The 13,121-nt window shown below is 69.2% G+C and carries 12 protein-coding genes and 2 pseudogenes; 7 read left to right on the top strand and 7 right to left on the bottom strand.

Going from position 1 to position 13,121, the window contains the following annotated elements; all coding sequences use genetic code 11:
- Positions 1–18: 18 nt before the first annotated feature.
- The gene (locus KCH48_RS14450; protein WP_210574104.1) at positions 19–381 is read left to right on the top strand and encodes a hypothetical protein; all 363 of its coding nucleotides are present in this window, start codon (positions 19–21) and stop codon (positions 379–381) included.
- A 62-nt stretch (positions 382–443) separates the two neighbouring features.
- Here KCH48_RS14450 and KCH48_RS42230 read toward each other — a convergent pair.
- The 4 genes and pseudogenes from KCH48_RS42230 to KCH48_RS14435 form a co-directional block, all read right to left on the bottom strand.
- Positions 444–596 (bottom strand): annotated as a pseudogene (locus tag KCH48_RS42230) (NUDIX hydrolase); the annotation flags it as partial.
- Positions 597–1,116: 520 nt separating this feature from the next.
- On the bottom strand, positions 1,117–1,968 hold the full coding sequence (locus KCH48_RS14445; RefSeq protein WP_210574102.1) for a helix-turn-helix transcriptional regulator: 852 nt from the start codon (positions 1,966–1,968) through the stop codon (positions 1,117–1,119).
- Positions 1,969–1,991: 23 nt separating this feature from the next.
- On the bottom strand, positions 1,992–2,519 hold the full coding sequence (locus tag KCH48_RS14440; RefSeq protein WP_210574100.1) for a DUF6879 family protein: 528 nt from the start codon (positions 2,517–2,519) through the stop codon (positions 1,992–1,994).
- Positions 2,491–2,751, bottom strand: a complete 261-nt coding sequence (locus KCH48_RS14435; protein ID WP_210574091.1) for a hypothetical protein — start codon at positions 2,749–2,751, stop codon at positions 2,491–2,493. The genes KCH48_RS14440 and KCH48_RS14435 overlap by 29 nt, the downstream gene beginning before the upstream one ends.
- Positions 2,752–2,959: 208 nt before the next feature.
- On the opposite strand from KCH48_RS14435, the gene KCH48_RS14430 reads away from it, so the two are divergent.
- The 3 genes and pseudogenes from KCH48_RS14430 (at position 2,960) to KCH48_RS14420 (ending at position 4,777) form a co-directional block, all read left to right on the top strand.
- Complete coding sequence (locus KCH48_RS14430) at positions 2,960–3,349, top strand: DUF6415 family natural product biosynthesis protein (RefSeq protein ID WP_210574089.1); 390 nt, start codon at positions 2,960–2,962, stop codon at positions 3,347–3,349.
- A 189-nt stretch (positions 3,350–3,538) separates the two neighbouring features.
- Positions 3,539–4,040, top strand: a pseudogene (locus KCH48_RS14425) (hypothetical protein).
- A gap of 83 nt (positions 4,041–4,123) precedes the next feature.
- Complete coding sequence (locus tag KCH48_RS14420; protein ID WP_210574087.1) at positions 4,124–4,777, top strand: bifunctional 2-polyprenyl-6-hydroxyphenol methylase/3-demethylubiquinol 3-O-methyltransferase UbiG; 654 nt, start codon at positions 4,124–4,126, stop codon at positions 4,775–4,777.
- A gap of 172 nt (positions 4,778–4,949) precedes the next feature.
- Here the strand turns inward: KCH48_RS14420 and KCH48_RS14415 are convergent, their stop codons facing one another.
- Both KCH48_RS14415 and KCH48_RS14410 read right to left on the bottom strand, forming a co-directional pair.
- Positions 4,950–6,164, bottom strand: a complete 1,215-nt coding sequence (locus KCH48_RS14415; protein WP_246885292.1) for a serine hydrolase — start codon at positions 6,162–6,164, stop codon at positions 4,950–4,952.
- Between the two features lie 78 nt (positions 6,165–6,242).
- Complete coding sequence (locus tag KCH48_RS14410; protein ID WP_210574085.1) at positions 6,243–7,115, bottom strand: RimK family alpha-L-glutamate ligase; 873 nt, start codon at positions 7,113–7,115, stop codon at positions 6,243–6,245.
- 138 nt (positions 7,116–7,253) lie between these two features.
- On the opposite strand from KCH48_RS14410, the gene KCH48_RS14405 reads away from it, so the two are divergent.
- On the top strand, positions 7,254–8,354 hold the full coding sequence (locus tag KCH48_RS14405) for a MerR family transcriptional regulator (RefSeq protein WP_210574569.1): 1,101 nt from the start codon (positions 7,254–7,256) through the stop codon (positions 8,352–8,354).
- A gap of 110 nt (positions 8,355–8,464) precedes the next feature.
- On the opposite strand, the gene KCH48_RS14400 is transcribed toward KCH48_RS14405, so the two are convergent.
- Entirely contained in the window at positions 8,465–9,994 is a 1,530-nt protein-coding gene (locus tag KCH48_RS14400) for a serine/threonine-protein kinase (RefSeq protein ID WP_210574083.1), read from the bottom strand.
- Between the two features lie 289 nt (positions 9,995–10,283).
- On the opposite strand from KCH48_RS14400, the gene KCH48_RS14395 reads away from it, so the two are divergent.
- Positions 10,284–11,441: a serine hydrolase domain-containing protein gene (locus KCH48_RS14395; protein WP_210574568.1), complete on the top strand. Its 1,158-nt coding sequence runs from the start codon at positions 10,284–10,286 to the stop codon at positions 11,439–11,441.
- A 183-nt stretch (positions 11,442–11,624) separates the two neighbouring features.
- Positions 11,625–13,109: an alpha/beta hydrolase gene (locus KCH48_RS14390; RefSeq protein WP_210574081.1), complete on the top strand. Its 1,485-nt coding sequence runs from the start codon at positions 11,625–11,627 to the stop codon at positions 13,107–13,109.
- The last annotated feature ends 12 nt before the right edge of the window (positions 13,110–13,121 follow it).

Here is a 13,121-nt window from a genome sequence, read left to right as displayed (position 1 = left end):
ATCCGCCACGATGCCCCAATGAACGAACACGGATTCCTGGAGAGCACCAAGCAGTTCGCCCTCTGTCTGTCCGAGCTCCAGAACAGCCTCGACCCCGAGTCGTACGACCTGCTGCTACGCATCCTCAAGGGCACCAACGACGCCCTGGTGCACCGCAACACCAACATCGACATCGCCCTCTCCCCACGCGAACAGGAACTGTTCACCCCGAAGTTCGGCAAGCAGCTCCACCAACTCCTGACGCTCCTGGGCCCGCTCGGCGCGCAGACCTTCGTCGGCTTCGGCGCCGCGGGCCCGGATCCCGGTCAGAGCGCCACCGATCGTGAACGACTCCGCCGCGAGGTAGAGGCGATCGCCAAGGCCAGCGGCCTCGAGCCGTAGCCGTGCGGCTTCTGTCCCGGCCCGAAGTGTCGGGACAGAGCTACGGGGACTCGTCCCACCAGTCAGCGGATCGCTTCATCCATGAGCAGGTAGAGAAGACCCACAAGCGACCCACTGCTCACGACCTCGCGGCGGTCGATCATGCCCCGAACCTCCGCGAGCGGGATCCACTCGATGCGGTCGGACTCGTTCTTCTCGGTCGGCGGACCCGTCCACCCTTGCCTGATCTCTGCGATCAGAGGCTGGAGAAGATGTTGCCGACCAGGCCGACCACGATGCCGATGCCCAACACGATCGGCCCCCGGTACGCCCTGGTCCGGGATGTCTGACCATCGCCCACGACGTATCTCCGCAGCTTCGTGAACTGGTCGTCGATGGTCTTCTCGGAATCTTTCAGGGCGCCTTGGAACTCTTTCCTGAGGCGCTCCCTCGCCGTCTCTTCCCGACGGTCGAGTTCGTCATGCAGACCGCGCTGTGCCGCCTCCAGAGCCTCGATGCGCTGCTCCAGCGTCTGACCGCACCGTCCCAGTGGCCATCATCCTCAAGCCGCCAAGGAGGCCGTGAGCCGACCCGTACACGGTGCGCGGAAGATCCAGATACGACGCCAGACGCCGGCGTGCCGTACGGATGTCTTTGATGGTCCGCCAGATGCCCCAGATCTCCAGGGCGGCGGCGATCACGGCCAGGGTCACAGCGACGGCGGTCATGCCGGGGAGGGTAGGCCCTGCACCCGGGTCATCTCAGCACCTCGATGGCCTTCACGATCAACGCGCGAGCGTCGGCCCCGTACACGGCCATGCCGCGCAGTTGCTCGAACGCCTTCACGTACAGGGCGATCTCCGAGGGCTGGGTGACTTGGACGCGCGCCGAAAGCAGCTCCACCGACACAAGCGCGTCGTCGTACACGTGGAACAACTCCTGTGGCCACATGGCGCGTTCCTCGGTCGCGCTGGGGATGATGCCCAGCGACACCGACGGCAGCGCGCCAGCGGTGAGCAGGTAGCCGAGCTGGGCGGCCATCGCATCGCTGTCGCCCAGTCGGTAGTAGAGGACCGGCTCTTCGATGACCATCACGAAGTGGTGCCCGGGTTCGTGCAGGATCCGGGATCGTTCCAGCCTCGCGGCTACGGCTTCCCCGACGTCGTTGGGGATGTCGCGGAACTCTGTGATCGAGGAGAGCAGGCCCGTCGCGTATCCCTCGGTCTGGAGCAGGCCGGGCACGAGCGTGGGCGAGTAGACGCGGAAGAGCTGCGTGGACCGGAACAAGTGCACGTAGCTGTTCTGGAGTTGCTTGAGGCCAGTGCGCACCTTGCGTCGCCATTCCGTGTACATGGACTCGGCGGTGCGGGACTGGGCGATGATGTCCTCGGCCTGGCCCGCGGCGCCGCACGCCTCGCACCAACGACGGATGTCGTCAGCTGACGGCGGCGTGCGGGCAGCCTCGATCCGGTACGTCTTCGGGTGGCTCCAGCCGCAGCGCGCGGCCAGCTCGGGGCCGGTGATCCCGGCGTCGGCGCGAAGTTCCTTCAGCCGTCCGGCTACTGCTTTTCGGGCGGCCTGCGCCGAGGACGAGGGAGAGATGGGCATGAGCTGGGCGTGCGCCTTCCGTGCTAGCTGATCTTGTACTTGTCGTGCGGGATGGCTCGCTCCCACACCGCTTCGAAGGCGTCGGCGCACAGCTTCACCGCGGCCGGATCATCGCTGATCTCCCCGCCTCCGGACGCGCCTTCGCCGGTGAAGTGGTTCCACCGGATCAGCCGGCCATCGATCAGCCAGAAGTCGTTTCCCGGCAGGGCGATGTCTGAAGCACGGCGGCGAGCAAGCCAGCGCACCTGTTCGCCCGCGGCGACGTTGGTGAACGTGCCGTCGTAGAGGAAGCGGGTGTATTCGCTGACCGGCTCGGACACGATACGGGCCCGGCGGACGACGACGCCGCGGCCCACGGTCTCCTGGATCAGGTCGAGCCACGGACGCCACCAGGACGCCCGGTCCGCGGGGTCGTGACGGAAGCCAGCCCGCCAGTCGGCGAACGGCCCGTTCTCGTAGTCGACGGCGTAGCTGTCGCGCATCTCCAGATGGACGGCCGTGCTCGTTGCCGAGCCGAGCAGTTCAGGAAACGTCGGCACGCTCGACGGCATCGCAGGCCTCCCTGATCATCGGCACCATCCTGGCGGGGATACGGATCACGGCCTCGTGGTCCGGGATCCCCACCGCGTGGCCGGGCACCTCGAACTGCGCACACGCCGCTTCAAGTTCCGGACCCGGCTTCCAGCCTTGGAGTACGAGTTCCTGCTTCTCCTGGTCGACCCACACGGTGGGGCTTTCGCCGTCGCCGGTGTTGGGGTCGATCCCGATGAACCGTAGGTCCACAATCGCCTCCGCTGCTCATGGTGTTCAGGGATGTACACCACGGTCGTGTGGAGCAGTTGGCAGGTCAAGACCGCAAACAAGACGGGTGTACATCCATGCACATTCCTGGAGGTTGCGCAGACTGCACTTCTAGCGTCGGGAGCTACGGAAAGACCCGGCGAGGTGGAGGCCTCCCGGGGCGTGGCCAACGCTGCTGAGGAGCGCCGACATGGCCCAAGCTACAGCCCGCCCACCGGCCGTCGAAGAGTGCGATCAGGCTCCTCCCGACCTGGAAATGATGAGGGAGAACGCGCGCCGTCTCCTCGGCCCCGATGACGGTCCGGAGGCGCTGCCGCCGACAGCCACCGAGGTCGACGCGCTTGCCCTCGTGCTGCGCGGCCACCTGGAGTTGCTCGTCCCGGAGGTGGAGCGGGCCGCGGGGAACCGGCTCAAGAGCGTGCAGTCGTACTGCGCCATGGCCTGCGTCGGTGAGGCGCGCCGGAAGATGGCCGTTACACCGCTCGCCAGGCTCGATGCCGGTGTTGCCCACGCCCGCCGTCTGGCCCGTTCCCTGAACTCGCTGTGCGACCACTTCGAGACGCTGAACGGGCGCCCGTGACGGGGACGCTGCACATCTGCCGTCACTGCGACGAGCCGATCACCGATCCCGACGACTCAGTGCTCGTGGACACGAGCCCGCCAACTCGGGCCCGCCCGCGCTCTGTCGAACCACTGACCCGCCTGCCCTGCACCCTCGAAGGGACGGTCGCCTCCGGCCGGAGGCGACCGTCCACAACAGGAGGACCACGTGACCGTCGCGTTGGAACGTCCCGCCGCAACCCGCACCCGTGACCCGCAAGAGCTGCTGAACTCGGTCGCACCGCACATCACCGAGCTGACCGTCAACGTCTTCGACTCCGGCATGAGCCTGTGGGACCGCGAGGTCGCCCTACTGCTCCGCGACCACACGATGGTCCGCGACATGGCCGAGCGGATCCTCGGCAACGCCGTTATGTACGTCCTCGGCTCCATCGAGAATCCCGACGTGCACCTCGGCGTCGGCAAACTCGTCGACATCGGCGTCCATCAACTCATCCTCGACACACCCGTCTGGTGGGGCATCTGCCGCCTGTACAACGGCGGCCGATTCCAAGCACCACGCCCCGTTCATCGAGCGCCGCCGCGACGGCCTGTGCCTGCGCACCGGCGACTTCCTCAAGAGCCAGGGCTGGGCAATCGACGAGGAACTGTGGGCCATCGACGGCACTGACTGCTCTCCCTGCGACGACAAGGTCCCCGACAGCCACTGACCCCGCTACAGTCGGCCCCCGCCCTCACACATCTCCCCGAGGGTGGGGGCTCCGGCATCCCGACAATCCGAAGGAACGCGCCCGTGCCCGTACCGCACGACATCGCCGCCGAGACCGAACTGTGGGACACCTACGCCGAATCCGCGTTCAAGGACGACGCCCCACCCTCGTTCTGCTGGACGCAGTACGCCGGCCACGGGCCCGGTCCCGAACTCCTCGGTGCCCCGGAGTCCGTCCTGGAGATCGGCTGCGGCACGGGCCGCGCCCTCGCCCACCTCGCACAGCGGGGCGTCAAAGCGACCGGGGTCGACCTGTCGCCGCGCATGGTGCAACTCGCGGGCGAGAAGTGGGCCCCGCTCGGTGTACGGATCCAGCAGGGCGAGATCATCGACTGGCTCGCCGCAGACGAGGGCCGGTACGACGCCGTGTACTCGATCTTCGGCGCGGCATGGTTCACCGACCCATCCCGCCTCTTCCCCCTCGTCCGCGCACACCTGGTCCCGGGCGGCGTCCTCGTGTTCTCACAGCCACCCGCGATCCCCGGGGCCTACGGGCCGCAGGGCATGTACAAGGGAGGCTTCGCGGGCAAGGCGATGTTCACCTACCGGTACAGCTACAAGCCCGCGGTGTGGGAGCGGCATCTGCTCCGTGCTGGGTTCGCCACCGCTGAAGCGACGATTGTGGATGCCCCCGAGGCCGGACACATCGGCACGCTCATCGTCCGGGCCCGCGCCTGAGGCTTTCCGCGGCCCCGGTCCCAGCTCCGCAGTAGGTAACCGCAGAAGCCCGGATCACCACTGCCATGAACGCGCTTCCCAGGCGGTGATGTCGATCCGCCGGCGACGCGCTGGAGCGGTTGTGTCGCCATGTGCGCGCGGGCAGACGTCGCGGGGCAGGGAACCCAGGGTGTCAGGGCCCGCAGAACTCGGTCTCGACCGCCGCGTCCTCCAGTCGCTGTTCGCCCCAGTCGCCGTTGCGGTTCATGGTCATGACGTGCCGGCCGTCCGCCGAGGCGAGCGTTCGGGTCGCGGAGCCGGGGATCATGCCGCCGTGGCCCCAGGCCCAGCAGCCCTCCTTGAGTTTGAAGTGCCGTATGCCGAGGCCGTAGCGGTCCTGCGGACCACCGTGTCCCTTGTCCCCGTCGACGTGGACCGCGTCGAGCAGCTGCCGCTGCTGGGCGGGCGGCAGCAGCTGACCGGCCAGGAGCTTGGACAGGAAGGTGTTCACGTCTGAGACGGTCGAGATCATCTGCCCGGCAGAGAAGGCGACGGTGGGGCTGAACTCGGTGACGTCGCGTACCTTCGCCTCCGGCCCGTCCTCGAACAGCGTGGAGTAGTGCCGCGCGTGGGGCGCGGGCAGTCGGGGCGAGGTGCCCGGCACGATCGTGCCGGGCAGACCGAGCGGCCGGATGACGAGACGCTCGACCGCCTGCGCGTAGGTGCCGCCGGTGGCCTTCTCGATGACCATGCCGGCGACGATGTAGTTGGTGTCGGAATAGTCCCACCTGCCTGGCCTGCCGGGCCTGCTGCCCTGCTCCGGCTGGAAGTTGGGCGGGTGGGCGAGCGCGATGTCCACCAGCTCCTTCGGGGACCACCTGGTGTGGCGGTTCCGGTCGAACTCGTCACCCGCGTACAGGGCGCGGAAGCCGTCGTCCATGTTGTAGTCGAAGATGCCGCTCGTGTGGTTGAGCAGGTGCCGCACGGTGATGTTCCCGGGCCGGTAGCCCTTGCCGCGCACCACCCCGGGCAGCCATTTCTCCACACTGTCGTCCAGCGAAAGCCTGCCCTCGGCTTCGAGCCGGAGCAGCACCGTGGCGGTGAAGGTCTTGGTCACGCTGGCGATACGGAACTTCTCGCTGGTACTCCTCGGTCGCTCGGTGACCAGGTCACCGACACCGGCCCGGCCGTCCCACACGCCGCGCGCGTCTCGTACCCGGGCGATGACGCCGGGAGTGCCTTGCGCGACGATCTCGTTCAGTACGGCCTGGGTCTTCGCGTGTAACCGGGGCGGATCATGGTGGGCTGGCCCGGCCGGTGCGGCGGTGGCAGCGGCGAGCGTTCCCAGGGCGACGGCTGCGACGGCAAGGGCGATGGGGAGTCCACGAGAGGACTGTTGACGGCTCATGGGAAAAGTTGACCAAGGTGCCCCATCCCCATACATCGGGAACATCCCGGAAAGAGGTCGGGGACACGGCCCTAGGGGCTACCGCGCAACCGCCGCCAGGATCGCGTCACTGACCGCCGGCACCGACGTCGGGTGCAGAAACAGGAACAGGTTCGGCTCGACCAGTTCCAGTTCCATCACGCGTGGTTCGCCGTCGGGGCCGTCCACGAGGTCCAGGCGGGCGTAGAGCAGGTCCGTCGCGTCCGGTACGGCGGCCAACGCCTGTTCGGCGACGGCGAGTTCGGACGGACTCGGGGTCCAGGGGGCGAGGTCCGGGTGGGCCACCTTGGGGGCGTCGTATGCCGTGCCTGGTGTGAGCACCGCCCGTTTGCGGCTGGCGTGCAGCAACCCTCCGCCGAAGAACTGCAACGCGCGCTCGCCGGAGACGTCGATGCCGCGCATGTACGGCTGGACCATCGCGGTCAGCCCCTCATCGTGCATCCGCGCAAGATGCCGTACGGCCGTGTCGTGGTCGTCGGCGGTGTACCGGGCGGCATAGCGGGAGCCGGCGCCGGTGGTGGGCTTGAGGACGTACTCGTGGGTGTCGGGGAGGCTGGCCGGCTCCCCGGGGGCTATGTAGCTGGTCGAGACGACCGGCACTCCCGCCCCCGCAAGATCCCCGAGGTACCGCTTGTCCGCGTTCCACCGCACGACCTCGGCCGGGTTCGCCAGCCGTGTCAGGGTCGCGCACTTCTGCGTCCACGCCAGGAATTCGTCCGCCCGCCAGCTGTAGTCCCAGGTGGAGCGGATGACGGCCAGGTCGTACGCGGCCCAGTCGGCCTCGGTGTCGTCCCAATACACCGCCTCCGCCTCGGCCCCGGCCTCGCGCAGCGCCCGCAGCAGCACGGGGAGGTCGGCGTCCTTGCTGGGCTCCGGTCGGGGGTCGTAGGTGACGAGGGCGACTCGGGGCACGGCGGGACTCCATTCTCGTACGGCGTTCCCGCAGGCTAACCGTCACGCCCGCAACCGCGACAACCCATTTGACCTTCACCCTTGGTGAAGCCCCAGCATCGGTGGCGGAACAGGGGGAGCTCACGGATGGATCTGCGAATGGATCTGCTCACGATCGGCGCCTTCTCGAACGCGTCCCGGCTCACGCCCAAAGCACTGCGGCTGTACGACGAACTGGACCTGCTGCGGCCCGCCCACGTCGACCCGGACACCGGCTACCGCTATTACGCGCCCGGCCAGTTGGAGCGGGCCCGGCTGGTGGCGTGGCTGCGGCGGCTGGGGATGCCGTTGGCGCGGATCCGTGCGGTGTGCGGTCTTGAGCGCGCCGCCGCCGCTCGGGAGATCCGTGCCTACTGGGCCGGCGTCGAGGCCGAGACGGCGGTCCGGCGTGACCTCGCCTCGTTCCTCGTCGATCAGCTGTCCGCCGTAGCGGATGGACCGGGCATATCGGAAAGAGGCACCAGCATGCTGGAACTGCGTTACGCCGCCCACTCGGACATCGGACGGGTACGCCCCGCCAACCAGGACACCGCGTACGCGGGCGCGCGGCTGCTCGCCGTGGCCGACGGGTACGGGCCTGCGGGTGCGCCCGCCAGCAGCGCAGCCGTGCAGGCGCTGAAGTTCCTGGACGGGGACGAGGTGCCGGCCGGTAGCGTCCTCGGGCTGCTGGAGGATGCCGTGCAGGGGGCGACCGACGCGGTTCGGGATGTCGCGGCCGACGGCGAGGAGGCCGGTACCACCCTCACCGCCGTGCTGTGGACGGGCTCCCAGCTGGCCCTCGTCCACATCGGCGACAGCCGCGCGTATCTGCTGCGGGACGGCGGCCTCTTCCGGATCACCCACGATCACACCGTCGTCCAGTCGATGATCGACGAGGGCCGGTTGACGCCGGAGGAGGCCGGGTCCCATCCGCAGCGGATGCTCCTGCTCAAGTCCATGGGGAGCGGCCCGCCCGCCGCCCCTGACCTGCGTCTGCACGAGACTCGCGTCGGCGACCGCTACCTCCTCTGCTCGGACGGGCTGTACGGCGTCGTCCCCGAAGACCGCATCCGGCACCTCCTCCTCTCTGTCCCGGACCCGGACACCGCGGTACGAGCCCTGGTCGACGCCGCCAACGACGCTGGCGGCCCGGACAACGTCAGCTGTGTGGTCGCCGACGTCGTCCGGGCCGGGGAGTGGACGGCGGTTCAGGACGAGTAGAAGTCCCGGGGGCGTCCGCGTCGGTCCCTCACCTGGGTGCGTTCTGCGTTTTGTTGCGCGATGCAACAGCTTCGACGGACGATTTCCTCAGCCGGTCTGGCTAGCCGGTCTCACTCACCGGTCTCGCTAACGCGGACTCCGTTGGCGGCGGTGTCGAAGACCTGCCGGTACTTGTGCCATTGCGCGTTCGGCGCGGAGAGATAGACCACGTACTGGGTGCCGTCGGTGCTGGAGAACGCCAGCTCCGCCGCCCGGAACTGCCGTGCCCTGCCGTCGAAGGTGAACTCCCAGTACCCGGCGGGTCGTCCGCGGAAGGTCGTCTCGGCCATCCGCACGCGTTCGTAGCCGGGGTTGTCGCGGGCGGTCTGTTCCTCTTCCGTCTCACGCCAGTGCCGTAGCGGATCGGTGCCCGCGAACTCGATGGCGTTGACCCTGAGCCCGACCAGACCGGACGGGTCGATGAAGGCGACTTCGCCGCCGTCCAGCGTCTTGCGGGTCCAGCCGTCCGGTACGGGTACGGAGAAGCCGCTGCCCGCCTTCTGGAGCTGATATCCGTCGGGCACCGGCGGCGGCAGGGTGGCGCTGGGACTGGGACTGGGACTGGGAGAGGCGGAGGCACCGGACCCGGACGCCTGTGAACTCGGCTCATCGGCAGGGCCCTTGAGCCACCACAGTGCGCCGCCGCCCGCCACAGCGGCGGCGAGCACCACTGCCACCACCGACCGCACCACCGTACGGCTGCGGTTGCCACTGCCCTTCTGTGCGGGAGGCGAGGGGGTGTCGGTCCGTTCCGACCGTGTGGGCGGATCGAGGCGAGCGGTCCGTGTGGCGGTCACATCGCCCAGGCGGCGTTCGACCTCGTGCACGTCCATGCGCTGCCCGGGTTCCTTGACGAGCAGACCCTCGATGACCGGGGCCAGGTCCCCGGCGTTGCGCAAGGGCTCGTACGGATCCGTTGCGATGGCGTACGCGGTCTCGATCGGGGTGTCGCGGGCGAACGGGTGCTGCCCCTCGACCACCTGGTACAGCGTCGCCCCCAGGGCCCACAGGTCGCTGGCGGGACCGGGCTCGGCGCCCCGGAGGCGTTCGGGCGACAGATAGCGGATGGAGCCGATCAGCTCACCGGGCTTGGTGAGGGAGGACGTTCCCGACTCCATGGCGATCCCGAAGTCGGTGAGGACGATCCGACCGCCGGCACCGAGCAGCACGTTGGCGGGTTTGACGTCCCGGTGCACGACCCCGGCGTCGTGGGCGGCGCGCAGGGCGGCGGCCATCGCCAGCCCGATCCGGGCCGCCTCCTCGGGAGGCAGCGCGCCCCGCCGCTTCAGCACGTCACTGAGCGTCGCCGACGGTATGTACTCCATGACGATGCACGGCAGGCCCTCGTCATCGACGACGTCATGCACCACGATCACGTTGGGGTGCGCGATCCGGGCGGCGCTCCGGGCCTCGCGGCGGGTGCGCTCATGGAGCGTGCGGACCTCGTCGTCGTGCAGGTGCGGCGGGATGTGCAGCTTCTTCACGGCGACATGACGGCCGAGCAGCTTGTCCTCGGCCCGCCACACGGTACCCATACCGCCACTGCCCACCCGCTCCACCAACAGGTAACGGCCGGCGACGAGTCGCCCAAGATCGGACACCGAGATCGTCACCTTCTCCGCTTCCCGTTCGTGAACAGTCGGGGTCGACGAGGCACGATAACCCATACGAGCGTACGGGCCTGCCAACCGTTCGTCGATCACGTGGACGGGTGGGGCGCAGGTGGGGCTACCCCCAGCTTCGAGGGTCCGGGCTGCCGGATGGGCCCGCGGTGGGCCGGTCCGTAGCGTCTGATCCGTGTTGACGACGATGCGGAAGCAGTGGGGCCGGCTGGTCCGGCCGAGGGTGGTGCTGGTCGCGGCCGGTGTCGGTGCGGCGGTCGTGGGGGCCATGGTGCTCGGCTCGGGAGCGTGGGCGCAGGGCGATGACAGCGACTCGGCGAGGGGCACGCGGTTGCAGCGGGACGCGGATGCGGTGGTGGGTACGGGCGCCTCCGGTCTGGTCGTGCAGGCGCGGGACGCCGGCGGGCGTCATCGCGAGGCGAGGGCGGGTGTCCGGGATCTGGAGCGGGGCGGGCGGGTGCCCTTCGACGCGTACTACCGGATCGGCAGCGACACCAAGACCTTCGTGGCCGTGGCCGCGCTTCAGCTGGTGGCCGAGGGCGAGTTGGCTCTCGACGACACCGTGGAGCAGTGGCTGCCCGGGGTGGTGACCGGCCATGGCAACGACGGGAGCCGGGTCACCATCCGCAACCTGCTCCAGCACACCAGCGGCCTGCCCAACTACACGGACATCCTGTTCAGCGATCCCAAGGAACTGACGCCCGAGAACTATCGCGCGAAGCGCTTCACGGCGCGCACCCCCGCAGAACAGGTCGCGTTGGCCATGACACGCGCTCCGGGCTGGTTGCCGGACGCCGGGGATCCCGGCTCCGAGACCCGGTGGGCCTACTCCAACACCAACTACGTCCTGATCGGCATGATCATCGAGCGGGCCACCGGGCATCCCTGGGAGCAGGAGATCCACGAGCGGATCATCGAGCCGCTCGGCCTGCGCCACACCCTGACGCTGGGCACCTCCGCCTACGTCCCCCAGCCCACCGCCATCGCCTACCTCCAGTTCCCCGGCCGCGACGACCTCACCGACACCACGCTCCAGGTCGACGGCGGCGCGGACGGCGGCATCGTCAGCACGACCACCGACATGAACACGTTCCTCCGCGCCCTGATGGACGGCACGTTGCTCCCGCCGAAGCAGCTGGCGCAGATGCGCACCACCGTGCCGGCCCCCGACTTCGCCGGCGGCGCCAAGGCCCGCTACGGGCTCGGCATCGCCTGGCGCCCCGTCGACGGCTGCGACACCGGCGTCTGGTACCACGGCGGCACGTCCTTCGGCACGGTCTCCGAGGCCGCCGTCACGCCGGACGGCGAGGTCTCGGCCGCCGCGGCCGTGTTCACCACGCGCTTCGGTGATCAGAAGCGGTCGGCGGAGCAGGAGAAGGCGACCTACGGGATGGTCGAGCGCGCGGTGTGCGGAGGACGCGGTTAGGGCGCGTATCGAGTCGTGATCAATGGGTGGTCCGGGTGAGGACTTTTATCCAGGTCATCGAGGCGCGTAGGAGCAGGCCGGCGAGGTAACTGCTGGGCTCCGATCGCCTCTGAGCAGCCCCCGACCCAACCCGGAAATGCCCCTCACAGGGGCACACAACCGCTGTTTCCACGAGGAGGATTCATGCCGTTAAGGGGTAGATCCGCACTGCGGCGCATCGCTGTGCAGGGCACGACCATGGCCGTGGGAGCCGCCATGGCCGTCATCACCGGCCTCGCCGCCGCTCCCGCGATCCACGCGTCGCCGTCTGCCACCGGGGTCCTGCGATGGGCACCGTGCGGCGACCCGGAGAAGCCGGGAGCCGAGTGCGCCACTTTTTCGGTGCCCGTCGACTGGGCCCGCCCGGACGGGCCGAGACTCGACCTGGCTGTGGCCCGCCGCACGGCCACCGACCCCGGCGCACGCGTCGGCTCGATGGTGTTCGGCCCCGGCGGGCCGGGCGACTCGGGTGTGGAGATGGTGGTGGACCGTATCAGCCGGTTCAGCCCCGAGGTCCGCCGCAGGTTCGACATCGTCAGCTTCGACCCGCGTGGCGTGGGCGACAGCAACCCGGTGACATGCTCCGGCGACCTGCTTGCCGAGCGGCCGTCACCGGAGCTGAAGAACCAGGCGGATTTCGACGTCACCGTGGCGTACAACACGCGGCTCCGTGCCGACTGCCGGGCTCGCACCGGCCCGGTGTTCGACCACCTTGACACCGCCCAGACCGTCCGGGACTTGGACGCCCTCCGAGCCGCCCTCGGCGAGCGGAAACTGACCTTCCACGGCAGCTCCTACGGCACGCTGCTCGGGGCGCAGTACGCCGAGACCTACCCGCGCCGCGTTCGCGCGATGGTGCTGGAGAGCGTCATGGACCACAGCGTCCCGACCACCCGTGCCTTCCTGCGGTCCGAGGCGGTCACGGCAGAGGATTCCTTCCAGGAGTTCGTGAAGTGGTGCGACGGTGCAGCGGACTGCGCGCTGCACGGCCGCAACGTCCGCGCCGTCTGGCAGGGCCTGTTGGCCCGGGCCGGACGCGGCGAACTGGAGGACCCGGCGAAGCCGGGCACTTCGCTGTCGTCTTCGGATCTGGTCAACAAGATCGCGTTCCGAAAGTTCTACGGGGCCGACTACGCGGGCCTGGCCACGGCGATCGCGGGGATGGAGGCGAGTAGGCCGCTGCCCGCGTCGCCCACCTCGGTAGCCCCGCTGCCTCCGGCCACGCCGGTCTTCTGTTCGGACTGGCATCTGCCAGTGCGCGACTACCGGGAGTACGCCTCGCTCGACGCCATGATGAACAGGACGGCGCCTGACCTGCCTCACCTGCTGCCGATCCACATGGCAGCGGCGTGTCTGGGCCTGCCGACCGCCAACCCACAGCACCCCCTGGATGCACACGGTGCCCCTCCGATTCTGGTGTCCAACGCACTGCACGACCCTGCCACCGGCTACCAGTGGGCGGTCTCGGTGGCCCGGCAACTCGGCCGCAGCGGCGTGCTCCTCACCTACGAGGGCCACGGCCACGGCAGCGTCACCAGCGGCCCGTGTATGGAGGACGCCGTGGACAGCTACCTCACCGACCTGGCAGTCCCACCACGGGGCACCAGCTGCCCCGCCGTGCCGTTCTGACAATTCCTGGTT

It is taken from the genome of Streptomyces sp. GESEQ-4 (assembly GCF_017948455.1).
In the GTDB taxonomy this organism is placed as follows: domain Bacteria; phylum Actinomycetota; class Actinomycetes; order Streptomycetales; family Streptomycetaceae; genus Streptomyces.
This window is presented reverse-complemented; position numbering and strand designations above follow the sequence as displayed.

Coding starts and splice junctions, on each gene's coding strand:
- KCH48_RS14405 (WP_210574569.1), top strand. CDS start 7,254: ATGGATCTGCTCACGATCGGCGCCTTCTCGAACGCGTCCCGGCTCACG.
- KCH48_RS14395 (WP_210574568.1), top strand. CDS start 10,284: ATGGTGCTCGGCTCGGGAGCGTGGGCGCAGGGCGATGACAGCGACTCG.
- KCH48_RS14415 (WP_246885292.1), bottom strand. CDS start 6,164: ATGAGCCGTCAACAGTCCTCTCGTGGACTCCCCATCGCCCTTGCCGTC.
- KCH48_RS14440 (WP_210574100.1), bottom strand. CDS start 2,519: ATGCCGTCGAGCGTGCCGACGTTTCCTGAACTGCTCGGCTCGGCAACG.
- KCH48_RS14445 (WP_210574102.1), bottom strand. CDS start 1,968: ATGCCCATCTCTCCCTCGTCCTCGGCGCAGGCCGCCCGAAAAGCAGTA.
- KCH48_RS14390 (WP_210574081.1), top strand. CDS start 11,625: ATGCCGTTAAGGGGTAGATCCGCACTGCGGCGCATCGCTGTGCAGGGC.
- KCH48_RS14430 (WP_210574089.1), top strand. CDS start 2,960: ATGGCCCAAGCTACAGCCCGCCCACCGGCCGTCGAAGAGTGCGATCAG.
- KCH48_RS14450 (WP_210574104.1), top strand. CDS start 19: ATGAACGAACACGGATTCCTGGAGAGCACCAAGCAGTTCGCCCTCTGT.